The sequence below is a fragment of the Flavobacterium quisquiliarum genome, from assembly GCF_019308285.1.
GTDB classification, from domain to species: Bacteria; Bacteroidota; Bacteroidia; order Flavobacteriales; family Flavobacteriaceae; genus Flavobacterium; species Flavobacterium quisquiliarum.
In genome coordinates this window covers 20,137-43,630 of the sequence record NZ_WWEM01000025.1, presented here as the reverse complement: position 1 = coordinate 43,630, position 23,494 = coordinate 20,137, and the positions used below count along the sequence as shown (strand labels likewise).

The window sequence follows — 23,494 nt, the reverse complement described above, 5'->3', positions numbered from 1 at the left end:
TTATACACCGGCCAAAGTTTATATGCTTTCCCTCTTTTTATATTTATTTAAAAATTACAGTCTTTTCTTTTATTTCATAGGATTTAATTTGGTTAGTAGTTTTGATTAATTCTAGTATCACTTCAAGGTTTTGATTTTTACTAAATTGTCCTTTAAATTTTTCATCTTTAATCGTTTCATCTTTGATAATGAATTCAACATCATACCATCGGGATAGAACTTTTACAATATCTTTTAATGTCAAATTATCAAAAACAAATTGACCATTTAACCAAGCTAATTCCCTGTCTAGATTGGCAGGAGTTATTCTTAAAGAAGAAGCCATTACATTTACGACAGATTGTTCTCCAGGGCTTAGTTGTTCTTTTTTAGCGGCATAATCAATAACAACCTTCCCCTCTTTTAAGGTGGTTATTAGATTTTCTTCATCTTTATAGGCTTTGATATTGAATTGGGTACCGAGTACTTCAACATTTTGTCCTTTGGTTTTTACATTGAAGTGTGACCCTTTATGAGCTGAACTTGGAGATACTTCAAAATAAGCCTCACCATACACCAGTTCTACAAAACGAGGCTTACCGTCGATAAAATGATTTGGAAATTTCAGCTTGGTTTCAGAGTTAAGCCAGACCTTTGTTCCATCTGCTAATAATAAAGAGAACTGTCCTGCACGCGGAATGGTTAGATAATTGTACTCTATAGATGCATTATTATCTGAGTAGGTTACTGATTTATCATTTGCAGCTACTCCATTGCCCTTATAAGTATTTCCGTTTCCTAAAACGATAGTCTGTCCATTTCCTAAAACTAAGGTCGCTTTATCTGTACCTGGTGCAATAGCAGGTTTACCAGATGCAACTGTGGTTTCAATTTTTCCTGCTGAATTGTACTGAGCAAAATAGAATAGAGTTCCTAAGACAATTACTGCGGCAGCGGCGGCATACTTCCATATAGGGGGTTTAGCTACGCCAATGGCTTTTTGTACATTTTTCCAAGCCCTTTTTTTATTTATTTGTTGTACTAATAACTGTCGCTGTCTTCTTTTTTCAGGACTGTTTATGTTTTCAAAAATGTAATCTTTATACTTTTGCTCAAAAAGATCCGTCTCTTTTAATTCTTTTTGATCTTCTTCTTTGACCAGAGACAGAGCAATCTGTCTTGAAAGTTTATAAAGTTTGTTTAAAGTCGTCATTTTAGTTTCTTTTTTATACTAAGACGACTAAAAAGATAAAGTGGGTATAGAAAAAAAAAAATATTTTTTTTAATGTTTTTACAAAAACACCTAAATATCGATAACAAAAACAAGTTATCACTGTATAATTTGTAGCTAATTTTTTAATTCGGCTATAAAAGCGAATAAAAAGAAATAATCTTTTAATAAAGGGCGCAAACGCTTGTAGGCAATCTTTTTTTGTAATTTAATAGTATTTATTGAAATTTCAAGTTCCTCAGCAATTTCTGGGTTAGTCATTCCTTTCATACTCAATCTTATGACTTGAGCACATTTTTCAGGTAATGCTGTTATGGCATTCTCTAATATGTGATTTGTATCGGAGATAACCACTTCACTATGAAAAAACTGATCCGTCTCCCATTTAGATATATCTTCTACATCTAAAGATTTAGTTGTTCTTACATAAGCACTCTTTAAATAATCGAGGGACTGATTTTTAACTGCTGTATATAGATATGATTTAATAGCTTTGTCATTCGTAAAGACAATTTTTTCTTCCCATATCTTAATAAAAACATCCTGCACTAAATCTTGTGAGGCTTCAAGATTTTCAATATACTTGTTAGCAAACAGGCACAAACTAGTGTACATACTATCAAATATATACTTATACTCTTTCGATGTTAATGTTTTCATTTCTGCGGCTGAAAAATATTAAGAATTCAAAATAGTTAAAAATAAAAAATGTAAGATTACACTGTAAAACAGCGGCTCAATATAAACATTTAAAAATTAATTAAAAATTTTAAATTTAAAGTACACAAATATATACAAACTCTATAAAGTTAATAGATATTAATACCTTGCTTTTTCTCATTTTTCTATCTAAATGACATTAATACCTTTTAAATATCTAATAATAAGAAACTTGTAAAAATTAGAATATTATACTAATATCTTGATTCAAACTTTATGATTCAGAAATTTCTTAATCTGAAAAATTATTTCAGAAAATTTCCTAAGAAATGAACTATCAATTACTTCAAAATTCTAAAATTAGAGTGATACATTTTTTTTCAACTAGAAGTTAAGATTGTGGACAACTAAAATCAATCCTCCTCAAATCTTGATACGAATTGTGGCTTCTTTATTATTTATCATAAAATTTAAAGCAATGTCAATTGGGTGTTTTTAAAAGCTTTGCTACAATGAATATAGTATCCAATATTTTGGATGTATTTTAAGCAAAAAATGAATAATACTGGTGTTTCTTAATTCATTATAGTATTTAGAGTTTTTTGTATGCCTTCTTGCTGCATTTAGTCGAGCAGTAAGCAGAAGCCACCCTTTTGGACAGAAATTCTTCCCCGCAGATAGACATTCTTTATTTAATCTTTTAATCGACTATTTCTCGTCATTTATAGACCACAAGTACACATAAGTACCACTTTATCGCCTTTTAAGTGCCGGTACAAATAAGGTACAAATAAAAGGCAAAAAAGATTAAAAAATAGCAGAAACAATAGGGAACAAAAAAGAAAAACCGCTGTAAACATTAAGTTTACAGCGGTTTAGCACTTATTATTAACTGATGTTAATCAGTCATTATTTTACATAAGAGAAAGTGACGAATACACAGAGATGATGGGAAGAGTAAATGCTCAAATTGAAGCTTCAATTATTTCATACATTCAATCTCATGGCATTCAAACCAATTCAAGCGGACCTGTGCAGTATAACTTCAATAATGCTTACGACTTTACTGGTGATGCTTTTGCCATAGGGGCCGCAACAATTAATGGTAATGCCCAGGGAAGTTTCACTGTTGACAGCGTTGGCGATATTACATGGTCAGCAAATGTAAATATTGATTTTCATGATTCATTTGAAGACCCTTGGGATCTATTTAATAATTTCGAAGGTTCGTGGGATCCTACCGGAACACCGTTCGAAATTGTTGGAAACTGGGATGAAGGCGCGAGCGGTACTATTTACAACTATGAGGCCGGCACCACTCCTGAATATGATTACGGAGGCGGCGGTTCTGGCTACCAGTACGGTTACTAAATTTAACATTCTCAAAAACAAAATAAAACATGAAATTCTTCACTCCTTTAAAAACTGCTGTTTTAATTACTATACTATCTTATCTCATTTTAAATTCGATAGTGATTTTTAATGGAAACCGTTATAAAAAGGAACTTTCGAAATTTGATTTAAACCAAGATGGTTTTTTTACGGAAAATGAAATGTCAGAACAGCAGCAAAAAGCTATGGAAAAAGTTACACATGATACTTCCAAAACTTTTGCTCCTTTTACATTAATTCCTGTAGCTGTATTGTTAGGATATATAACTTATAACGTTCAAAAAAAAAGAACAAAAAATAGTATATAACTGCAAGAGTGTTAAATCCAGATTCGAAATTAACAATTAAGATATCTACTGCAGCAGTAAGCAAATTAACAGCTGTTTAAATGTCTTGACATTATTAAAGGCAGGAATCAAAGAAAATTCCTGCCTTTTTCTCTTAAAACATAATGAATTATAAAATAATTTTTATCAGTATCTTTTTTTGTTCTCAAATATTATATCCACAGCGTACCCACAAGGTAAACGATTTTATAAACAATATGTACAGTTCAACTGAAATGTCAAATATTAACAAAAATCAAAGCATAAAAATTAAAGAGAACAGCCTGTTCAATAAAAGTTTTCTTCCAGATATCTCACTTAGTTTTACCCTTCCCGCTTACAACAGGTCTATTTCTGAAATTCTGCAGCCCGATGGGACCTATGCATTTAGAGAATCTAACAATGCTAATTCACGTGTGAATCTGACGGTATCTCAAAAGCTTCCTTTTACAGGCGGCCAGCTTTCAATATCAAATTCTTTTAACCGTCTGGACAATTTTGACCAGGGAGATGTAACCACCTCTTATTCTGCATCATGGCTTGGAGCCAGTTTATCTCAGCCTCTGAACTTTTTCAATGAGATGAAATGGGATAAAAGGATACAGGATGCGAGATACCAAGCTAATGAAATCGAGTATAAAAGAGTACAGATAGAAGTGAAAAAGAAAGCCGTTGAAGAATATTTTCAAATACTTCAGATAAAGAATGAAAAAATTATTAATAATAAGGCTCTACAAACGGCAGACATCTATAAAAAAGTTCTCAAAAAACTCATTAATGCCGGAAGATTAATTGCTTATGATTCCATAGATATCGAATTAAAAGTATTAGACCTTCAGAAAAGATCCCGCTTTTTAAGTAAATCAGAAAGCTTGAAAACCGAGAGCATCAATCATTTTTTTAATTCAAGGATAATTGATGATAATGATTATTTTGAAACCCCGAAACTCCAGCTTGATTTAAAAGACAAACAATATTATATCGATCGCTATTTAGAGCTTTTTGCGGTTATGGAAAACAGCCGTCTGCTGGGACTTGAGAAAAGCGTAAAAAGGCTTGAAAGTAGTAGATTTTACTCTGCTAATGTAACTATAGGCGCAGGATTTAATAATGCATCTAATTATTACTACGACATTTTCCAGAATCCAAATCAGAGCCAGAATTTTTCAATTTCTTTAAGTGTTCCCCTATTGGATTTTGGCAGAAAACGCACTGAACTTGAAATCAGCAGAACTCAGTATGATATTGAAACATCAAACTTAAAACAGGAAAAACTCTTAACTCTTGACCGGATTAACTTTCTATATGAAGAAGTAAAGGATCTTGCTGAATCGCTGGCAATTGAAGAAGATCGGCTGAAACTTCTCACAATAAAATTAAAAAGGATGGAAACGCTCCTGTTTGCTCATAATATTCTGCTCAAAGAATACTCAGAGACTGAAAATGAATATTTCAATACAGTCAGTGAACGTATTGATATTCTAAAAAACTGCTATGAAAAAATTACTGAAATTGAACTTATTACTTTAATAGATATACTTAAAAATGAAAATTAGATTAGCCAAAAAAGAGGACTGCCTTTCAATATTGCCATTATTTAAGGAACTTGATGCCAAACACGCCAGGAACAGTATGGATGTAAAAAAGGAAATTCATCTGGACCGCTATAACCTTCTCTTTACTAATGTATTTAAAGAAGAGAGCAATTTAATATTGAGTGTTGCTGAAGTAAACACTTTAGTGGTAGGCTTCGCTTTGGCTAAAATAACACAGGTTCGGAATAATTTTATTTTTAAAGATTCGGTAATCGGGGAAGTACTGTATGTTGCTGTACATGAAGAGCAAAAGAGAAATGGCATAGGAAGGCAGTTAATGACAGATATGGAGCAGCGATTAATTTCTAAAGGTATCGATAAGTTAGAATTACGTGTCTACAGTTTCAACGATGAGACTCTACCTGAAAAAGTCAATTATAAACCTAAATACACTGTTTATGAAAAATATATGTAAAATAATTTCTCTGCTTGTTCTGTTTCATTTCATCCCAGGAAATTCCCAGGAAATTAAAGTTAATCTAAAAATTAATACTGCAGGCTCTATCAATGTAAGCGAAAATATCAGTGGGATAACACAAAAAGACACACTTCTTCTTCACAAAAATATTCCGCTTATTGGCAGTAATGAGCAGTCATTGAAAGACAAAACAGATTTATTCAGAGGTATTTACCGGCAGTATTTAAAATCTGCCGGCAGACTGGAATATTCCGTAAACCTGCCCACTGCGCATTACGATAATTTCTTTTTAAAGGAATCGGTATTTTTTATTGCCGAGAATTACCTCGCAATGGAAAAAAGTACTTTTAATTCAAAAAAGAAAATTGTTCTCAATATTGCGCTTCCTTCCAGCCTAACGCTCATATACCCTGCGAAAGATGATTTAGAGCAGGATTTTTATACTGCTCCTCCCGTTATTGCGGGGGATTTCAAAGAAGAATTATACAAAGATTACAAAATCTACCAGAGGAAAACCCTTCCTGAAAATCAAAAAAGAAAGTATCAGATTATTGATATTATAGCCAAATCATTTGAAAATTTTCAGCAGATTTTTGAACCAGTAAGTAAAAAACCAAAAATAGTTTTCATGCCATTTGAGGGAAATCTTGCAGGTAAAAATATATATGGAGCGCTAGCCTTAAATGAAAAGTTTCTGAAAAATGATTATTTTAACAAGAGGATATTAATACATGAAATTTTGCATATGTGGTGGGGAGATAATTCAATACGTTTTGAAAACCCGGTTTTAACTGAGGCTTTCACCGAATACTTCACTTTAAAATATCTTATGAAAGAAGCAGATGACAAGTATTTAAACCAGATTATGGCAGCTAAACGCAAGAACATTAATGAAATCAAAAATTATGATTTATCTTTTGCTAAAATAAATGATCAAACTACATACAACACTTACTGCTATGATCTGTTGCCTCTGATGCTTTTGGAAAACGATAAGGCGGAGAATATTTTAATTAATTTTTATAAAAATAAAAAAAGCTCTTTTGTGAATGAAAAAGAGGGAAATGAACTTCTGCAAAAGCTGGGCATTAAAATAAAAAATACATATGAAAAAAAATTGAACTAGCTTCCAAAGCGATAAAATCCTTTTGTGAAGCGCTTGACCGCAAAATATTGCTATTGGAACTTGTTATTATCATTAGTTTTTTTGTGGTATATAATAATAAACTTTCACTACAAGCCCCAACAGGACATCCAAAACAAATTGGTATAGCCATACAAAGACTGGATAGACATGTGGTACACCAATCTCTGCAATTCCTTATATCAACTTGGGTTCAAATTACATTCTCCAAGGACAAATTGGATCTGTTGCAGATCCTAGCCCTGATAGCAGAGGAAATCCTTTTGTGCCGGTGTTCGGCACAAAAGATTGAAACGGATAGCGGGAAAAAGCTCCAAAAAAACAATATCAAACCAAAAAATATACAACAAAAAATTACCACAAGGACCACCGTAATTCCCAAAACCCGATCAAAGCCCCAAAACACACAGCCAAAAACACCCAGTCCCTATGACCCGCAGAACCCTTATAAGGAACCCCAAAGCGGCCCCAAAGACATAACCGGGAAGGGCATAGAAAAGGACCTAATGGATAATGCAACACCGGAGGGGTCTCAAACTGATTCCAAAAACTAAAAATAAAATCGGCATAGTAATTTAATGACTGCCAGTACAGTTGGAACAAAAGCAGAGAAGACAACTTAAAATTTTAAGCCAACACCCCATCACCCCTTGACAGGCCTATACTTTTTAACTAATTTTGCCCCATGACCCCAGAAGAAATAAAACGCTATTTTGAAGCCACTCCCCCTCCACAGCCGGTAGAGTTAAAACCATGGGCGAGAATCACAGATTCCCAGCTTTTCCTTAAAAGCTGTTTTCTCACTATATACCATTATAAAGGAGACCTTGAGATTTGCCCTGCCTGGTGGCATTTAAAAGAGTTCTATACACTTGTAAGACGAGCTTCAAAGGAAACTAAAAGCGAGAATCCAATCGGAGTAAAGCTAAAATAAGCGGTCCTGTCACCTGCCATAGATGCACCGCAGACCTGAATGATTACGGTTATATCAATTATCTTCCAAAGAGAAACAGAATCAGAAGAGCATCATTTATTTCACCCCTTAAGAGTTTACCAAAACTCCCAGTAAAAGACAGCAGAGCTGTATTTATGAGAAACCTGGGTTCTTTATCTCACGAGCACATATTTTTTTACCGCAAAAAGTTTAGGTGTTTTTTAAAGGTATTTCACCGCTTTAAGTTTTGCGGCAGAATCGCGGCACATGGGTATATTGAAAAACACAAATACAACAAAATAAAGGTCTACCAAGTTTAGGTTCGAAACTATTATACATTAATAGATGCTTCAGATCTACCCTTAGATCCACAAGAGTATCCTAGTGGTTAATCTCAAATATTACCGTTTATAATTGTTTCTCCAAAATCCAACTTTATCCGACAAAATAGACCTTTAAGTAACCAAATGCGCTGAAAAAATAAAAATACTTATCCTTCTTCTGCCTGCTTTATCATTTCCATTACAGCATCAAGTGCAAGAAGTGTTTTAAGCCTGGTGCCGCAGCTAAGGTATACCCAAGTCCCCTTTGACTGATCATCTGGAAAGATACAGGTTATCTGCGATATGTTAACGGTATACTGGGTAAGGTCATCTGTTCTGAACTGGATTGTTTTCATTCTCTATTTTCTCTAATTTGCATTTTATACAAAACAGTTTTATTGACAAAAAATAAAACCAAACTTGTTACCACCAGGCGCTTGAGAAAAAATACGCGGCCCTATTTGGACTGCTCAACAATGCTCCAATGATCAAAGCTGCAGTCCGACCTATACCCCATCTGGCACATCTCTGCAATCCAGCTGCTCAGGGTTTCATGCATCATTCTAATTGGTGTGGTCCTGCCTGATACGACAAAAAGGCTTTTATCATGGGAAGCCGTCCCGTGATTGACAATATAGCCCACTTTTCGGATTTCATTTTCGAATTCGCGGGCTTTTTCCAAAGTATCGGTGTAAAAGAAATAATCGATTTTTAATTCATCCTCTTCTTCAACCCCCGAGTCCCGAAGACCCACCAGCGCTTCTATTGAAAGCCTGAATTGTTTATCCTGATTGGCCGTAAAAACATTTTCAGAAACAAAGCGCTTCTTTTTTTTTAGGCTTTAAAAAACGTAAGATTTCCATTTTTTGGTTTTGGTTTATAATTATTTCAGACAAAAATAGGCAAACTTACTATTCAATTCGCCTCGCTGATGCAAACTTAATATTGGACCTGGGCCTACTGCGCTGGCAGGGAGCAGGAGCTTGAGCATGCATTTTTATTTACAATTTAATAAGAATTGCAGGTGTTTTTCATTCTTTGCATAACGATAATGCAATAGATAAAATGAACATTGTTCAAACCAGACTCTTGCTATATCAGCAAAAAGCCCTTGCCATGGCAAGAGCTACTCTTATTTCTTAGATTTTTTAGCTTTCTTTTTCGCTTTCTTTTTGGCAATTTTCTTTGCCTTGGCTTTATTTTTGGCTTTCTGGGTACGGTCTTTCTTTTTAGCCTTCGCTTTTAGTTTTGCCTTTTTATCTTTTTTATTCTTTTTAGCCTTTTCTTTTTTCTTTGCTGACTGTTTTTTCTCTTTTTCTTTTTCTTTTTCTTTCATCTTTTTGATTTTAAGTTTGTTCTTTTCTGATTTTTCTTTTCCCTCAGAAATTTCTTTTACCGGTTTTTCCGTATCGATTTGTAAATCCCCGGCTTCAGGAGCTTGGGCTTCTATGCCGGCAAGTTCGCCGCAGAGGATTTGCGAAGCGGCAGGTATTTCAGTGGCCTTCTCTGCCTGGCTGCTATCCTGCTGGTCACCGGATTTTTCCTCGCTGTTGTTTTTGCTCATTTGCTGTTACTGTTATAATAAAAAATTACCACACCTCTACAAACTTGACAGGCATTTAACTAAATGATTGTTTTATTGTTATCAAATTGTAAACAAATGTACTGTTAAAATATATTTTCCAATGTTAAGTTTTTTAAACACGCCTGCAGGGCCCCATAGAAGGCTTATTGAACAAAATAAATTTAAAACCTGATAATAAAATAAGTAAAAACTTATATTTTCAGCAAATACTTTACCATTATGCATACTATCTGCTCCTCTATAAGCATAACCAAAGGCATCCGCCCTTTTTTTAAGAAACTAATTGTCAGGGAAATGTAAAATTAATTCTTCTGACAGGGTATTATATTTAAAAAAAACACTAAATTTAAAGCCCTTGTTTTCTTTAAATTTTATAAATAATCTGACCGCTAAATTTTAGAATATGAAATGGTTTAATGAATCGGCAATAAAATTTAAGAATATTTTTTCCAGGGCAAACCCAAAGCAGGAACTGCTTAATTTTAGAAAAGGAAAAAAACTGTACCTGTCAAACCAATTAAGCGAAGCGCTGTTCTATTTTGATAATGCGATAGCTTTGGGATCTGATGTAAAGTTTTTTAAACTTAGGGCAAAATGCCTTCAAAAACTAAACAGGCACTGCCAGGCAATTGAAGATTTCGACCAACTCATTGAAGATAACCCCTTGGAGTTTTCCAATTATTACCGCCGTGCCATTTCAAAAAAAGCAATAGCTGATCTAAAAGGACAAATAGAGGACATTACTGCCTGTATTTATTATTACAAGAAAAATAAAAATCTGGAAAACAGCATTTTAAAGAATATTGAAACAGATTTAATTGATGCAGCAAACTACGCAGAAAGCGTGAAAAATTCCATCATTTCAATTCACAATGTTCCTTATGCTGAGATAAAAAATGGCATTAATGAATGTCTGCGCCAGATAAAAAAAATCAGGCTTCAAGATAACCGGTTTACAAAATTGAAAAACAATGAAATGCTATTGCAAAGCTGACAATGATCCGGCAAATTAAATTTATAACTTAATGACCGGTCCCTTTTCTGCCTTAACGAAGGCTGTTTACCAGTTAATTTATCTTAAACATATTACTAATCCATCCTTCGTTTATAATCATTCAAATCCATAAGATAAAAAATCGGAGCAGGATTATTTACTCCTGCCCCGATTTAATTTTTACAGTCCAAATTTATTTAGTTTTTGGGCATTAGCAAAAAAATCGATCAGTGCAAACCTATGCTATGGTATATTTTTTTTCTGTAAATGTAGCGGTAGTATCAGCCGTTACACTATCTACAAATCTCCATTCCGCTTCACAGCCAGATGATGTGAACTTAAGATAGGTATATCCTCTCTTATACAAATTTGCATATTCTAAATCATCAATCAGCACTGTAAAGGCCTGCGCTAATTCTATTGCTTTTGCAGGGTCCGAGGTAATGCCCAGATAAGCTTCCAGTCCTGGTGATGAAACAGAACTGCAGGCTATTTCAGTACCTATATGATTCCCCTGCATATCGGTTAGTTTACCCATCCAGGCATTATGGGTATCCCCGGCCAAAACCACTACATTTTTCCCGGAAAGCACCCCGTACAATTGTTCCCTTTCTGCAAAATAACCATCCCAGGCATCCAGATTATACGGCAGGGTTGTGGTAACCCTCGCAATTTCCTGAGGAGTTAAAGATGGATCACCCTGTTTATATCTCATTTTAATAACAACAAGCGCAGAGATTGCACCAATTAGGGCCTGCATGGTGGCCGGCTGTGCACTTCCGAAATGATCCACTTCTGCTAAAACCTGGTTTAAAAGCAACAGCAGCTCAGCCGGAATCAGCATTTTTGTCATCAGGATCTGCTGGCCCAGTACTTTCCATTTTGCCGTATCGGCACTAATCTGTGATCCCAGCCAGGTCATTTGTTCGCTTCCGATTAATTTTCTGCTGGTGCTCAGCAGATCCGTTGTAAATTTTGTCTGGTCAAAATTTCCGGTATTATCAATATAATCGGCATAACTCATCTGCTTATCCCTTGCAATCACTCTGGTATCCATCATATACAGGGACAGAATATTACCGAAATTAAAACTTCTGTATATTCTAAGGTCTTTTCCTGTTTTAAGCGGAATATATTCGCTGTAGGCCTGAAAAGCGGCCATTTTTCTCATCTGAAAATCCCCTTCGGACGCCTGATGGTTTTCTGCGCCGGATTTATAAGCATCGTTGGCAAACTCATGGTCATCCCAAACACATATAAAAGGTTTTTTCTGGTGAAGAAGCTGAAGGTTTTTATCTCCCCTGTATTGTCTGTATCGTTCCCTGTAATCACTCAGGCTTGTAATCTCCCTGGCTGGTTTATGTTCTCTGCCCAGCGGGTTGGTAAAAGGATTTGTTCCATACTGTCCCGGCGCATATTCATAAATATAATCGCCAAGATGCACCACTACATCGGCATCCGAAGAAGCAATAGCTCCATACACATTAAAAAGTCCTGCCGGAAAATTAGAACAGGAAACAACAGCCATTTTTACATCAGTTACACTATCTGTTTTAGAGGGCAGCGTGCGTGTTTCTCCGGTAAGGGTTACCTGTTTGGTTTTGGCATTATAAAATCTATAATAATATTTTGTATTGGAAGGAATATTCTGAACATCTACCGCTATTGTAAAATCATTCGTGGATGATGCCCCGGCCTGTCCTTTTCTTACGACTTGAGAAAATGCGGCATCCTTACTGATCTCCCAGGTAATTTCAGCATCTGAACCTTGAGAATATCTTGTCCAGATAATTACTCCTGTTTCAGTCGGGTCAAAACTGGCTACTCCTGTCTCAAACCCTTCATTTTTCATTCCATCGGGCGCACCGCTGTTATCGGTTTTATCATCGTCACTGCAGCTTTCAATAAGCGGGGCGATGAAAACTCCTCCGGCAGCCAATAAAGAATTTCTAAGAAACCTTCTTCTGCCTAAATCATTGTTCTTTTCCATAAAAAAATTTTTATATCAAAAAAACAATTTAATATGCAAGCATAAGTTATGGCAATTTCAACATTACCTTTTATTAATGTTAACAATCCGTTTACTATAATAAATTATCATTAGTTTAAGAAGCTACACTGGAGTTTATTTCTTTTTTAAGAAATAACCAGAGTAAAAAGTTCAGTAACCTCAATACAGAAATGTTCCCTATATTGAAATAAAAAATCTTGTTAATGAGTGTCAGTTTCAAATAAAATCAGGCTTCAAACTAATAAATCAAAAAAGAAAAGGCTTTTGGAATACTGCTACACAACTAATTCTGCTGCAATTAAATTTATATATTCCCTTGGTGTATGACTGGTTATCTCTTTAAAATACTTATTAAATGATGATTTTGAATTAAATCCGGATTCATAAGCAAGGTCAAGAATATTAATACTGCTGCTTTTTTCAGACAAACTCTTCAATTGCTCTTTTACATATCCGATCCTGTACTCATTTATAAAAGTGTAGAATGGCTTATTTACGAAATGATTTAATGTTTCACTTATATGATATTTATTAATACTGGTAAGTTTTGCAAGCCCGTCAAGTGTTAATTCACTGTTCCTGTAATACTTCTCGCTCTCCATCGCTTTTTCAAGCTTTAGTAATATCTTAAACATTTCACTCTGGCTTAAAATTTCTTTTCGCCTTTGAGGCTTCAATGTTTCTTTTTCTATCATTAAAGTATTTCCAACAACATTATGGGGCAAGGAACGATTTACATCTGATATTATTTCGGCAGTAGTTTCAGCAGCCTCATTATAACTTGATGTCGATACTAAGATTTCATCATTTAAATTAGCTGCAACCGGCTCCGCAATCACTCCGTGTTTATAGGTAATTATTCTAATGGTAATTACAACAAGAAGTGTATAGACAACAGATCTGCTTACATAATTTAGAGAGAAAACAGACGGACTAAAAATCAGAAGCAAAACACTCAATATTCCGATACTTAAAAAAAGAGACGCAAGCTGCACGATTAGTTTTTTCTCCTGACTGTTTCTTGGCAGCTTATGAATGGCCAAATAAATAATGCCCAATGAAAATATGATATCCAGTGGAAGCAGTGTATAAAGACTAATAGTGTTATACCAATACAGAACTAAATAAGCATTTGGCGATGTAACCGATAAGACACAAACGGTGGAGAAATAACCTATGGCCCCAATTACAAAGGGAATAAAAACGTACCATTTTGAAGCGCTTACAAATTCAGGGCGAATGGTCTTTAAAGTATACAAATACAATAAAGGTATATAACAAAAGCCGATAAAAGTATTGAGCATATTGAGTACCTGCTGATCCTGGACAAAAGTAAAAATGAAAAACTTAATAGAGAGATGCAGTCCTATACAGACAACTAAGGAAATCAGCAAATCATCTGCATTTTTTCGGTACCTGCTTCTAAGCAATAAAACTGCGGCCAGGAGCGCCTGAAATATTCCAATGGCAATAATGTATTTCATCGTAAAATCTTTGTGCTAAAGTAGTATCAGGCTGTTAATTTAATGTTTGGTAAATGCAAAAAAATTGATTGATAACAATTTAATAACAAAACTTAATTATTTAAAAACCAATAACTTAATCATAGGTAAAAAGTTTGGCACTTTCTAAAAGTAGTTCTAGTTCGACAAAGTCGTTTTGTAGTTTAAATCAAAGCAATCTTTGCAGAAAAACTACAAAACATGACACCAAAAATTATTTTAAAATCTTTGTTTAAGCAGGAAAAGATATTTAAAAAAATACTTTTCACTGCTGTATTCTCAGTCTGCTCTCTGGCTTCAAATTATGCGCAGACTATAAAAGGAGTTGTTACCAGCGATGCAGGAACATTGCCTACAGCCAATATTGCAGGAAAAACATTTAATAACTCCGCCATTTCAGATTTACAGGGTGCCTTCACATTAACTGCGCCATCAGAAGGAGAGGTTACTATAGAGATCAGTTATATTGGTTTTGAAACAAAGTCCATAACCGTAACTCTTGTAAAAGGGATAAATGACCTTGGCCTGATTCAAATGTCACCGGATGGTTCAGCGGCACTAAAGGAAATCGTAGTAAAAGGCACCATGGCCCCTTCTCAGGCAAAAGCGTACAGCATTAAGAAAAATTCTCTTGCCATTATGGATGTAATGGCTGCCGATGCCATTGGTAAATTACCGGACCGTAATGCTGCCGAAGCTGTACAGCGTATGCAGGGTGTAGCTGTTGCCCGTTATCATGGCGAGGCAGATCAGGCAACTGTCCGTGGAACGCCTTTTGCGTGGACTTCTACCCTTTTTAACGGAAATCGTCTTCCGAGTTCAAATGTGATGGGTAACCGCTCTTCTGTTTTGGATGCCGTTCCTTCTGAAATGATCCAGTATGTACAGGTAGCAAAAGCTATCACACCAGATATGGAGGGAGATGCAATTGGCGGATCAATTAATTTTATTACCCGTACAGCGCCGACAAAACGTGTGCTGAATGTAAGTGCTGCAGGAGGCTACAACACCTTTAGCGAAAACGGTACTTATAACGCGTCAGTAACTTATGGAGACCGCTTTTTCAATAATAAACTTGGTATCATTGTTTCGGGAGCCATCTGGAGCAGACAATGGGGATCTGATGAATTTGCAGCCACTTACAATACCGGTGCCACTGTTATGGAACAAAAAAAATCACTTAATACCGTGCTTTTTAAACGTTATATGGGCGAACGTGAAACCAAGGGTTTAAATGTAGGCGCGGAATACAAACTTACTTCTTCCGATAAAATATTCTTTAGAGCAATGGCCAATAAATTCGATGATATCCGTCCTGTTTATGAATCTTATATTGATTATACCAATTCCCGTTTTCAGTACAATTACAGATATTCTCATTATCAAACAGCTCTAAACGGTTTCGAAGTTGGCGGGGAACACCAGATGAGCGAAAAATTTAAACTGGACTGGAGTTACAGCAATCATAAATCAGAATATTACTTGGATACTCCTCCTACTTCTGGTAACAAAGGTCTTCCTATTGCTACTTTCCGTCAAAAAATAACAGGCGGTTTCAACGATCTTTCCAGCGATGGAAAACGCTATTGGGGATTTGATTCTCCAAACGGAGTTGGCGGTACAGTAGATCATTTTGAAACTGGACTTGCCAATCCAAACGAAGTAATGGATCCCACAAAATTATTACTCAATCAATTGGTAATTGCACAGCTTGACAACAGCGAAAGGGATCAGATTGGACAAGTAAATTTAAAAGTAGAAGCCAGTTCTAAAGTAAACCTGAAGTTTGGTGCAAAATACCGCCATAAAGACAGAACAAATACTTACGGATCTAATTATGTTTATCTGCCGGGAGCCGCTGTCGGAATTCCAAATTCACCTGCACTAGTTCCTCTTTCAGCATTGCAGACTACTAGTTTTCCAAGTGGAAGTAAGTTTTTCGCAAACATGAATGGAGATTTCAACTCGTTTATTGTAAATCCATTAACCAAAGATCAATTGTTTAATATGTACGGACAGTCTTTCCAGACCGCTAACGGATTTATGGATTTTACCTCTAAAACAAATGCAACGTCTTTTTATACTGGTGATGAAAATGTAATTGCCGGCTATGCAATGGCCGAAATTGATGCTACAGATAACTTAAAAATAGTTGGAGGTTTGCGTAACGAATATACTGCTATGACTTTAAACGGTACAAAAGCCACTACTACAGGCACTCCAGCCGTAATTACATTAAGCCCTTCTGTGGTAGAAAATAATTATAATTCATTTCTTCCGATGCTTCATTTAAAATACAAATTAAACGACAAATCAAATCTTCGTGCTGCTTACACGCGAACCTTCGTACGTCCTAATTTTGGTGACATGACCCCTGGTAGTTCAACAAATACAACTTCATCACCTCAGACAATTACACAGGGAAATCCTGATCTGAAACCAACTTTCAGTAATAATTTTGACCTGATGGGCGAATACTATTTTGACAATGTTGGAATTTTATCCGGAGGTGCATTTTATAAAAACATTACCGATGTGGTATTTACTGATGTAAGCATGCAGAATGTTGACGGCAGTGACTATTTGGTTACGCAGGCAAAAAACTTAAACAAAGCCTCTTTATATGGGTTTGAAGCCGGAATCAATAAAAGATTTGATTTTCTTAACGGTTTCTGGAGCGGATTCGGAGTAGAATTCAACTATACTTTTATCGACTCCAATACAGAAGTACCGCGCGTTAACGGAACTGCTGTTTATAATGATAAAACAAGTTTGCCAAACCAATCTAAAAACTTATTTAACGCTATCCTTTTTTACGAACGCAACGGCGTAATGGTTCGTCTTGCAGGTAATTACCGCGGAAAATCAGTAGAAACGATTAATCAGCAATTAGGTCCGGATTATTACATCTGGACAGATTCTAACTTTACCATTGACGCTTCTGCAACGGTAAACATCAACAAAAAACTTAAGGTATTTATAGAATTAAATAACCTAAGCGATTCTCCTGTAAAAATGTTTATGGGCAATGATAAACGCCGTATTACTTCGCAGGAATGGTACGGAAGCCGAGGTCAGGCAGGAATACGTTATGACATATTTTAAAACAAATAAATTAATCAAATATAAAAATGAAAAAAACAATAATTATAGCGGCCATTTTGGTACAAACATTGGCAAACGCTCAGCTAACAGACAGTATTAAAAGATTAGTTCCTGTAAAAGGCGCATTAAACTTTAGAGATGTAGGCGGATATAAAACTACAGATGGAAAAGAGGTTGTATGGGGAAAAGTATACAGAAGCGCCGGAATTGATAAATTGACCAATGAAGATATAGCACTTTTAGATAAAAAGAAAATTCATACCGTTGTTGATTTTAGAGGTGTGGCTGAATCGAAAGCTGCTCCGGACCGTTTGCCGCAAAATACGGATTATACTTTAAGTCCTGCAGGAAGCGATAGTATTCCTAATGCGGCACAAATGGTCAAACTTTTGAAAGAAGGAGGTTTTCTTGAAAAATTTTATGGTTCAGATGCCGTAAAATACAGTGGCGACAGATTCCGTCCCTTATTTGTAAAATTATTGACTGCAGATAAAAAAGAAGCGGTAATGTATCATTGCACCGGAGGACGTGACCGTACCGGTATGGCAACAGCATTATTTTTATATACTTTAAATGTTCCTGAGAAAACGATCGAAGAAGATTATGTGGCATCAAATGTTTATCTTAAGAAAATGAACAAGGGAATGATGGCACCGCTTGCAAAAATGAGCGGCTTAACTGAAGCTCAGATAGAAAAGGAAATGGCACTAAAACCAGAGCTTATCCACTTGTTTTTTGGAGGTATAAAAACACAATACGGAAGTATAGAAAACTTCCTGCAGCAGGAAATGGGAATTGGGCCTAAAGAAATAAATATCCTGAGAAAAAAGTACACTAAATAAAGGAATAATCTTAAAGTTAATAATTCAAAAAGCCTGACATTACGTTCAGGCTTTTTGTTAGATTTAGATTTACTTACATATAAGATTAAAAAACATTATTCCATGTTACTTTCGGCAAGCCAATCATAAATTTCGGTTTGCGCACGTCTTTTTTCATCAGTACTGAGAATGCCGAGTTCATTATTTCCTTCACTGTTTATGGTTCTTCTTTTTGTATTGTCTTGCAGTTGTAACTGGATAATGGTATTAATTTCTGCAATGTGTTTTTCATCATACAGCGGAAAAGCAACTTCTATTCTCCTGTTTAAATTTCGGCTTAACATATCGGCAGAGGACAAATAGATTTTTTCCTGTCCATTATTTGCAAATTTGTAAATTCTGGAATGTTCCAGGAACATATCTACAATCCTGTAGATTTTTATATTCTCGCTTACACCTTTAATTCCTGGCAATAAAGTGCAGATTCCACGAACTATCAATGTTACTTCAACACCTGCCCTGCTGGCTTCAATAAGCTTGTAGATAATATCTTTTTCATCAACTCCGTTTACTTTTAAAAAAACAGCAGCTTCCATGCCTGCTTTTTTATTTTCTATTTCAGTATCTATTAATTCCAGTAACCTTTCTTTCATATTAAAGCCTGCCGCCAGAATATTTTTTGGCGCCTCTGCTTTTTTCTTGGTTTTTAAAAATGTAAAGATTTTTTTCAGATCATCTGCATATTTTTTTTCTGAAGTGAAAAATCCAAAATCAGAATAAACATTTGCCGTGCTTTCATTAAAATTTCCAGTTGATAAATAATTATAGCATTTTTTATTTCCATACTTGTCTTTCATTATCACCATTGCAACTTTAGCATGAACCTTTAAATTCGGCATACTTTGAATAATTTTTACACCGGCATTTTTCATTTCCCGAGACCAGAATAAATTATTGTATTCATCAAAACGCGCTTTGACTTCTACAAAAACAGTTATTTTTTTGCCGTTTTTGGCGGCGCTTATCAAAGCATTTGCAATTAAGGACTGCGATGAAATCCTGTATAAGGTAATTTTTATCTCCAGGACGTTTCTGTTAATTGCCGCCTGATTAAAAAACTGAAGCACATAATAATAGGATTGATACGGAAAGTGTAATAATTGATTTTGTTTGTCAATAATTTCAAAAATTGACTTGCTGCTTTCAAAAGGCAGGTGTTTGAGACCCGGATAATCTGCTCCCTGAAGATCTGGTTTCAAAGGATTTGGAAACTTGAATAAGTCATAAAAATTATGATGGCTTCCTCCTTTTATCATTTCATCTTTTTTAAGGCGGAAAGTTTTTTTACATACCGAAATTGTTTCAGCATCCATATTAGAATCATACAAAAACCTTGTGGATGAACCTCGTTTGCGTTCTTCAATTTTTGCTTCAATTTTTGCTATCAAATCTCCTGAGTATTCATCTTCTATCAGATAATTTTCATCCCGATTTAATTTTATGGCATAGCAGGCAGCTATTTTTCCGGAAGGAAATATTAGGGATAAACAATTCTTTATTATGGTATCAATGGAAATAATATAATGTGTATCTCCCGGACTTTGCAATTGTTTATATCGATCGAGTTTATCCGAAGGAATATTCAGATACGCATAATTAAAGTTACCTGCAGAATCTTTTAACTTCACCAAAAAATATAAACTGCGATTGTTTAAGAAATAAGTTTTAGGCTGGTTTACTGAAATATGAATGACCTGTATATAGGAGAGAATGATACTTTTAAAATAATATTCTATCTCCTCAAGATGTTCTTCAGTAAGCTCTTGATTTTCATAGTAAATAATGTTATTAGCAGCTAATTCCGTAAGTAGTGAATTCTTCCAAATAGTACCAAACCTGTTTTGCTGGAGATTAACTTCAGCTAAAATTTTATCCAGTAAATCTTTATTCTTCTTTGAATTTTTAATCAGCAGTTTTCTAATTTTAACCCTGAAAAACTCATCCAGGTTAGAAGAATGAATTGCTAAAAATTTAATTCGTTCATATAGTGAATTATTGACGTTTTCTGCTTCATCTAAAATGCAGCTATTGAAAGAAAGCCATGATAGTTCTGAAGGGATAAGATAGTTTTGCACGTTTAATGAGATACTATTATAAGAGAAATTTGTTTATACTTTTTATCAATACACTTGTAAATTTCAGGATTAATTATTTTAAAATATAAATACAGACAGGCAGTTAACCATAATTTAATTTAATGGTAACATATCATGATCTGCTGCATAGATGTGCTGCTTCTGCGGCCGCAAAATCTATTTTTTTTTGGACGGAGGAACTAATAGTATTGTGAGAAAATTATATCTACGGTTTTAAGTATTGATTAGAAATACAGCATTTGGGTTTGAATGTCAAGTTCTCCAACACAAAACAGGGCTCTTTGGGAGCCCCTAGCCCCGATGGCAGTGGAAATCCTTTTCTGCCGGGGTTCGGCAAAAAAGATTGAAGCGTACAGCGGGAAGAGCTCCAAAAAATAATACCAAAACTTAAAACTAACATTAAACCTAAAAAATAATAGTATACACAGGCTATATTAATCCTATCAAAGCCTGCAGGCATGAAATTATGAAGACTGCCAAAATAAGCGGCCCTGTCACCTGCCATAGATGCACCGCAGACCTGAATGATTACGGTTATATCAATTATCTTCCAAAGAGAAACAGAAATCAGAAGAGCATCATTTATTTCACCCTTTAAGGGTTTACTAAAATTCCCAGTAAAAGACAGCAGAGCTGTTTTTATGAGAAACCTGAGTTCTATATCTCACGGGCAGCTATTTTTTTGCCGCAAAAAGCTTAGGTGTTTTTTAAAGATATTCCACCGCTTTAAGTTTGCGGCAGAATCGCGGCACATCGGAATTTGAAAAAATGAAAAATCAGCTGTATCAAAGCCTGACAAATTTAGGTTCGAAACTTTAGATACGAAAAAGAAAAAACACTAAGTTAATAAAGATAGAAAGATAAAACAGCCCTCATTTCTGAGAGCTCTCGATGCTTAGAGCTATTCTTTTTATAAAGAACTGGCTTTTATCCTTACAATCTTGCCATCCTGCATAACAACCAGATCGCTGTTATTTTTCTTTTTAAACTCAATTAATTTTTCAGAAACTTTATCCATTGCCTCTATAATCTTCTTCTGAGTCGGTGTCGTTGTTGATTTGTATTCTCTCATGACTTGTTCTTTGTGAGTTTATCGAACTTGATTTCATTTATAACTTCAATATCATTGCCCAAAGTTTTTTGTGCTATCAATTCAGCTTTTACAGCTGTATTGTCAAAAATCAATGCCTCATTAACTATAGGCAAATATATAGCAAACAAATTAGTTATTCCGTTTTTATATCTGCGTTTAATAACATCGGTTTCAATATTGTGTCCTCCTTCCTGAACCCTGGTCTTGACCCTTTCAATTGCCAGGTCAACACTATCGAGCCAAAAAAATAAAAGAACCACTTTATATCCTTTTTCCTGAGCCGAAATCACTTTCGCTTTATAGCTTTTTGTGGCCAAAGTCGTTTCAAAGGCGAAAACTTCATCATTTGCCAATAATTCATTGATTCTGTGGAGCATTATTCTTCCCGATTCAAAGGCAGCCTTTTCAGGCTGGAAAGGCGAAAGTCCTTTAGCAATTTCGTCCGCATTTACAAACTCCTTACAATTTAGTATTTCCGGAAGTATTGTAAATGAAGCAGTAGTCTTGCCAGCACCATTACAGCCTGCAATTATATAGAGATTTTTATTCATCCTTACAAAGATAATAAATTACACTTTTAGTATAAATTATTTATACTAATAGTTTATTGTCCAAATGTCTTAAAAACCTGCAATCAAGCGACAATATTGAAAAATTTGATACTATTTTATTCTTGCTTTCCATCCATCACCCCTATCATCGACAAAAATCTAAATAAAAAATCTAAAAGAAATAACAGAAAAAGAAAAAACAACCAATTAACTAAGTTTTACAGCAGCACTCCAAGATCATTATCGAAGAACATTGGTTCGAGTCCTTTTCCCGCACTTAATAGCACTTTTATTTAGGTTTAAAACCTTAAATTAAGTTTTGTGGCAAAATCGTGGCACATTGCATTTGGAATGGATACCTTTTTTGCCACAAAATGTTAAGGCTGTTTTCTAAAAACATTTTACCAATTGAAGTTTCGTGGCACAATCGTGGCACACCAATATTGTAAAAGTAGAAAATGAGTTATGCTAGCGGATCCAACAATTAGGTTCGAATCTGCAGCTGATGCAGGCATACATTTTCTTATAGTTATTTTCTAAAAAATTTGCTTTTTATTTCAAACAGTGCTAAATATTTAGTACCTTGATGGAAATAATATCATATATCATGCAAAAAAAATGGATATTATGAAGTTTTAGAGATTATTTTAAAACTCTAACAATTAAAATTTAAATTATGAAAAGAATCACATTACTTTTAGCTCTTATTTTTACAGCAGCCTCATCTGCGCAGACCATTACATCTAAACTCGAAGATGCTAACACCGCTCAGTACTCCCTGCTTGAAAAAGTAAATAAATATTATCCGGACATTACGCTGAACAAGGCAGTTACAAATTTCTATGCGGATGATAAAATAATCGATTCCCAGCAGTCATTCGCTTTAAAAGGAACAAAGTTTTCAAGTTATAAGCTGGGAATCGAACCGGACAACAAAAAATTATTGTTCGAATATGCTACCGATGAAACGGGAAAAGTTTACGGTGATGTTTCTCTTTTTAAAGGAAGTGTCTTAAGAACAACATTTACCGAAAAGACTGGTCTAATTGAAGTTTCATTAGACGGAAAATCTGTTTATCAGACTAAAATTTAATTTAGAACCAAAAGATTATAATCTAAAAGCATGCGCCCATATGGGTGCATGCTTTTTTAATTTACCAGTTTTTTTTAAATAGGAAAATTTAGGTTCTGCCGCATCTGTCAGAATAAAATATAAGAATTTAAGTGATTTAAAAATCAGCCCGCCAATTTACAGAATGATTTAAACATAGATATCCCCGGTTCAATCATCTGATTCTTTTGAAGCATATTCACAACTTCAATTCCGCTTAGAGTTCTCTCTGCAGATTCAAAACTTTTAAAACCTAATCCGTTCTGTATGCGCCACTTGATAAAACGATGATCCTGTTCTGCAATATTGTTAATACATTAACACTGCCGGATTTTAATCCTTGAGAACGAGCGCTTGTTATAGACTTTGACAGCCGCTGTATTTGAGCTGCTTTTATCAGTGTTTAGTAATCGTGATTTGCAGTTGATACAGATTTGCCTGAAGCTTCTGCTGTCTCAGCAGCAGCCCCAGCCCCGACTGCTTCGCCAGTTCGCTTGCGCTCGGGTGAAACGCATAGCGGGAGAAGCTCCCAAAACAGCTTTATTTTCCAGCCAGTACTAATT

The 23,494-nt window shown here is 34.9% G+C and carries 22 protein-coding genes; 11 read left to right on the top strand and 11 right to left on the bottom strand.

The genetic code is table 11. The features are described from left to right. Positions 1 to 43: 43 nt before the first annotated feature. Both GSY47_RS11585 and GSY47_RS11580 read right to left on the bottom strand, forming a co-directional pair. Complete coding sequence (locus GSY47_RS11585) at positions 44 to 1,192, bottom strand: FecR family protein (RefSeq protein ID WP_179003297.1); 1,149 nt, start codon at positions 1,190 to 1,192, stop codon at positions 44 to 46. Between the two features lie 135 nt (positions 1,193 to 1,327). Further along, complete coding sequence (locus tag GSY47_RS11580) at positions 1,328 to 1,870, bottom strand: RNA polymerase sigma-70 factor (protein WP_179003296.1); 543 nt, start codon at positions 1,868 to 1,870, stop codon at positions 1,328 to 1,330. Between the two features lie 945 nt (positions 1,871 to 2,815). On the opposite strand from GSY47_RS11580, the gene GSY47_RS11575 reads away from it, so the two are divergent. The 7 genes from GSY47_RS11575 to GSY47_RS11545 all read left to right on the top strand — a co-directional run bounded on the left by GSY47_RS11575 (position 2,816) and on the right by GSY47_RS11545 (position 7,679). Beyond that, entirely contained in the window at positions 2,816 to 3,241 is a 426-nt protein-coding gene (locus GSY47_RS11575) for a hypothetical protein (RefSeq protein ID WP_219071366.1), read from the top strand. Positions 3,242 to 3,270: 29 nt separating this feature from the next. Further along, the gene (locus GSY47_RS11570) at positions 3,271 to 3,570 is read left to right on the top strand and encodes a hypothetical protein (RefSeq protein WP_219071365.1); all 300 of its coding nucleotides are present in this window, start codon (positions 3,271 to 3,273) and stop codon (positions 3,568 to 3,570) included. Positions 3,571 to 3,713: 143 nt separating this feature from the next. Next, positions 3,714 to 5,144, top strand: coding sequence for a TolC family protein (locus tag GSY47_RS11565; RefSeq protein ID WP_219071364.1), 1,431 nt, complete (start codon positions 3,714 to 3,716; stop codon positions 5,142 to 5,144). Continuing rightward, a complete protein-coding gene (locus GSY47_RS11560) occupies positions 5,134 to 5,598 on the top strand; it encodes a GNAT family N-acetyltransferase (RefSeq protein WP_219071363.1) in 465 nt (154 codons plus the stop codon). Before GSY47_RS11565 ends, GSY47_RS11560 begins: the two co-directional genes overlap by 11 nt. Beyond that, positions 5,516 to 6,727 carry a gluzincin family metallopeptidase gene (locus GSY47_RS11555; RefSeq protein ID WP_219071361.1) on the top strand — a complete coding sequence of 404 codons (1,212 nt, stop codon included), beginning with the start codon at positions 5,516 to 5,518 and terminating at the stop codon, positions 6,725 to 6,727. Before GSY47_RS11560 ends, GSY47_RS11555 begins: the two co-directional genes overlap by 83 nt. Positions 6,728 to 6,780: 53 nt before the next feature. Continuing rightward, on the top strand, positions 6,781 to 7,299 hold the full coding sequence (locus tag GSY47_RS11550; RefSeq protein WP_219071360.1) for a hypothetical protein: 519 nt from the start codon (positions 6,781 to 6,783) through the stop codon (positions 7,297 to 7,299). Between the two features lie 131 nt (positions 7,300 to 7,430). Further along, positions 7,431 to 7,679 (top strand): DUF6965 family protein, encoded by a 249-nt coding sequence (locus GSY47_RS11545; RefSeq protein ID WP_219071359.1) that lies wholly within the window; start codon positions 7,431 to 7,433, stop codon positions 7,677 to 7,679. A 490-nt stretch (positions 7,680 to 8,169) separates the two neighbouring features. On the opposite strand, the gene GSY47_RS11540 is transcribed toward GSY47_RS11545, so the two are convergent. The 3 genes from GSY47_RS11540 to GSY47_RS11530 all read right to left on the bottom strand — a co-directional run bounded on the left by GSY47_RS11540 (position 8,170) and on the right by GSY47_RS11530 (position 9,566). Beyond that, the gene (locus tag GSY47_RS11540; RefSeq protein ID WP_219071358.1) at positions 8,170 to 8,358 is read right to left on the bottom strand and encodes a hypothetical protein; all 189 of its coding nucleotides are present in this window, start codon (positions 8,356 to 8,358) and stop codon (positions 8,170 to 8,172) included. 101 nt (positions 8,359 to 8,459) lie between these two features. Continuing rightward, positions 8,460 to 8,756, bottom strand: a complete 297-nt coding sequence (locus GSY47_RS26420; RefSeq protein WP_219071357.1) for a ribonuclease E inhibitor RraB — start codon at positions 8,754 to 8,756, stop codon at positions 8,460 to 8,462. Between the two features lie 378 nt (positions 8,757 to 9,134). Then, entirely contained in the window at positions 9,135 to 9,566 is a 432-nt protein-coding gene (locus GSY47_RS11530; protein ID WP_219071356.1) for a hypothetical protein, read from the bottom strand. Between the two features lie 424 nt (positions 9,567 to 9,990). On the opposite strand from GSY47_RS11530, the gene GSY47_RS11525 reads away from it, so the two are divergent. Next, the gene (locus tag GSY47_RS11525; protein ID WP_219071354.1) at positions 9,991 to 10,581 is read left to right on the top strand and encodes a tetratricopeptide repeat protein; all 591 of its coding nucleotides are present in this window, start codon (positions 9,991 to 9,993) and stop codon (positions 10,579 to 10,581) included. Between the two features lie 238 nt (positions 10,582 to 10,819). Here the strand turns inward: GSY47_RS11525 and GSY47_RS11520 are convergent, their stop codons facing one another. Next, positions 10,820 to 12,571, bottom strand: a complete 1,752-nt coding sequence (locus GSY47_RS11520) for an alkaline phosphatase D family protein (RefSeq protein WP_219071349.1) — start codon at positions 12,569 to 12,571, stop codon at positions 10,820 to 10,822. A gap of 296 nt (positions 12,572 to 12,867) precedes the next feature. Beyond that, on the bottom strand, positions 12,868 to 14,076 hold the full coding sequence (locus tag GSY47_RS11515; RefSeq protein WP_219071347.1) for a helix-turn-helix domain-containing protein: 1,209 nt from the start codon (positions 14,074 to 14,076) through the stop codon (positions 12,868 to 12,870). A gap of 219 nt (positions 14,077 to 14,295) precedes the next feature. Between GSY47_RS11515 and GSY47_RS11510 the strand changes: the two genes are divergently transcribed. Then, positions 14,296 to 17,199 (top strand): TonB-dependent receptor, encoded by a 2,904-nt coding sequence (locus tag GSY47_RS11510; RefSeq protein WP_219071346.1) that lies wholly within the window; start codon positions 14,296 to 14,298, stop codon positions 17,197 to 17,199. A 26-nt stretch (positions 17,200 to 17,225) separates the two neighbouring features. Then, a complete protein-coding gene (locus tag GSY47_RS11505) occupies positions 17,226 to 18,041 on the top strand; it encodes a tyrosine-protein phosphatase (RefSeq protein ID WP_219071344.1) in 816 nt (271 codons plus the stop codon). Positions 18,042 to 18,136: 95 nt separating this feature from the next. On the opposite strand, the gene ppk1 is transcribed toward GSY47_RS11505, so the two are convergent. The 3 genes from ppk1 to GSY47_RS11490 form a co-directional block, all read right to left on the bottom strand. Then, the gene (ppk1, locus tag GSY47_RS11500) at positions 18,137 to 20,155 is read right to left on the bottom strand and encodes a polyphosphate kinase 1 (protein WP_219071343.1); all 2,019 of its coding nucleotides are present in this window, start codon (positions 20,153 to 20,155) and stop codon (positions 18,137 to 18,139) included. A 931-nt stretch (positions 20,156 to 21,086) separates the two neighbouring features. Next, positions 21,087 to 21,248, bottom strand: a complete 162-nt coding sequence (locus GSY47_RS11495) for a hypothetical protein (protein WP_165571362.1) — start codon at positions 21,246 to 21,248, stop codon at positions 21,087 to 21,089. After that, on the bottom strand, positions 21,245 to 21,820 hold the full coding sequence (locus GSY47_RS11490; protein WP_219071342.1) for a zeta toxin family protein: 576 nt from the start codon (positions 21,818 to 21,820) through the stop codon (positions 21,245 to 21,247). Before GSY47_RS11490 ends, GSY47_RS11495 begins: the two co-directional genes overlap by 4 nt. Before the next feature lie 676 nt (positions 21,821 to 22,496). Between GSY47_RS11490 and GSY47_RS11485 the strand changes: the two genes are divergently transcribed. Then, a complete protein-coding gene (locus tag GSY47_RS11485; protein ID WP_219071340.1) occupies positions 22,497 to 22,913 on the top strand; it encodes a hypothetical protein in 417 nt (138 codons plus the stop codon). A gap of 143 nt (positions 22,914 to 23,056) precedes the next feature. Here GSY47_RS11485 and GSY47_RS26415 read toward each other — a convergent pair whose 3' ends face one another. Further along, entirely contained in the window at positions 23,057 to 23,236 is a 180-nt protein-coding gene (locus GSY47_RS26415) for a DDE-type integrase/transposase/recombinase (protein ID WP_379786625.1), read from the bottom strand. Between the last annotated feature and the right edge of the window lie 258 nt (positions 23,237 to 23,494).

Excerpts from the sequence above, each read along its gene's own strand:
- GSY47_RS11490 (WP_219071342.1), bottom strand. The coding sequence starts at position 21,820 with ATGAATAAAAATCTCTATATAATTGCAGGCTGTAATGGTGCTGGCAAG.
- GSY47_RS11545 (WP_219071359.1), top strand. The coding sequence starts at position 7,431 with ATGACCCCAGAAGAAATAAAACGCTATTTTGAAGCCACTCCCCCTCCA.
- GSY47_RS11495 (WP_165571362.1), bottom strand. The coding sequence starts at position 21,248 with ATGAGAGAATACAAATCAACAACGACACCGACTCAGAAGAAGATTATA.
- GSY47_RS11585 (WP_179003297.1), bottom strand. The coding sequence starts at position 1,192 with ATGACGACTTTAAACAAACTTTATAAACTTTCAAGACAGATTGCTCTG.
- GSY47_RS11505 (WP_219071344.1), top strand. The coding sequence starts at position 17,226 with ATGAAAAAAACAATAATTATAGCGGCCATTTTGGTACAAACATTGGCA.
- GSY47_RS11510 (WP_219071346.1), top strand. The coding sequence starts at position 14,296 with ATGACACCAAAAATTATTTTAAAATCTTTGTTTAAGCAGGAAAAGATA.
- GSY47_RS11565 (WP_219071364.1), top strand. The coding sequence starts at position 3,714 with ATGAATTATAAAATAATTTTTATCAGTATCTTTTTTTGTTCTCAAATA.
- GSY47_RS11560 (WP_219071363.1), top strand. The coding sequence starts at position 5,134 with ATGAAAATTAGATTAGCCAAAAAAGAGGACTGCCTTTCAATATTGCCA.
- GSY47_RS11575 (WP_219071366.1), top strand. The coding sequence starts at position 2,816 with ATGATGGGAAGAGTAAATGCTCAAATTGAAGCTTCAATTATTTCATAC.
- GSY47_RS11485 (WP_219071340.1), top strand. The coding sequence starts at position 22,497 with ATGAAAAGAATCACATTACTTTTAGCTCTTATTTTTACAGCAGCCTCA.
- GSY47_RS11570 (WP_219071365.1), top strand. The coding sequence starts at position 3,271 with ATGAAATTCTTCACTCCTTTAAAAACTGCTGTTTTAATTACTATACTA.
- GSY47_RS11580 (WP_179003296.1), bottom strand. The coding sequence starts at position 1,870 with ATGAAAACATTAACATCGAAAGAGTATAAGTATATATTTGATAGTATG.
- GSY47_RS11520 (WP_219071349.1), bottom strand. The coding sequence starts at position 12,571 with ATGGAAAAGAACAATGATTTAGGCAGAAGAAGGTTTCTTAGAAATTCT.
- GSY47_RS11515 (WP_219071347.1), bottom strand. The coding sequence starts at position 14,076 with ATGAAATACATTATTGCCATTGGAATATTTCAGGCGCTCCTGGCCGCA.
- GSY47_RS11540 (WP_219071358.1), bottom strand. The coding sequence starts at position 8,358 with ATGAAAACAATCCAGTTCAGAACAGATGACCTTACCCAGTATACCGTT.
- GSY47_RS11530 (WP_219071356.1), bottom strand. The coding sequence starts at position 9,566 with ATGAGCAAAAACAACAGCGAGGAAAAATCCGGTGACCAGCAGGATAGC.
- GSY47_RS11525 (WP_219071354.1), top strand. The coding sequence starts at position 9,991 with ATGAAATGGTTTAATGAATCGGCAATAAAATTTAAGAATATTTTTTCC.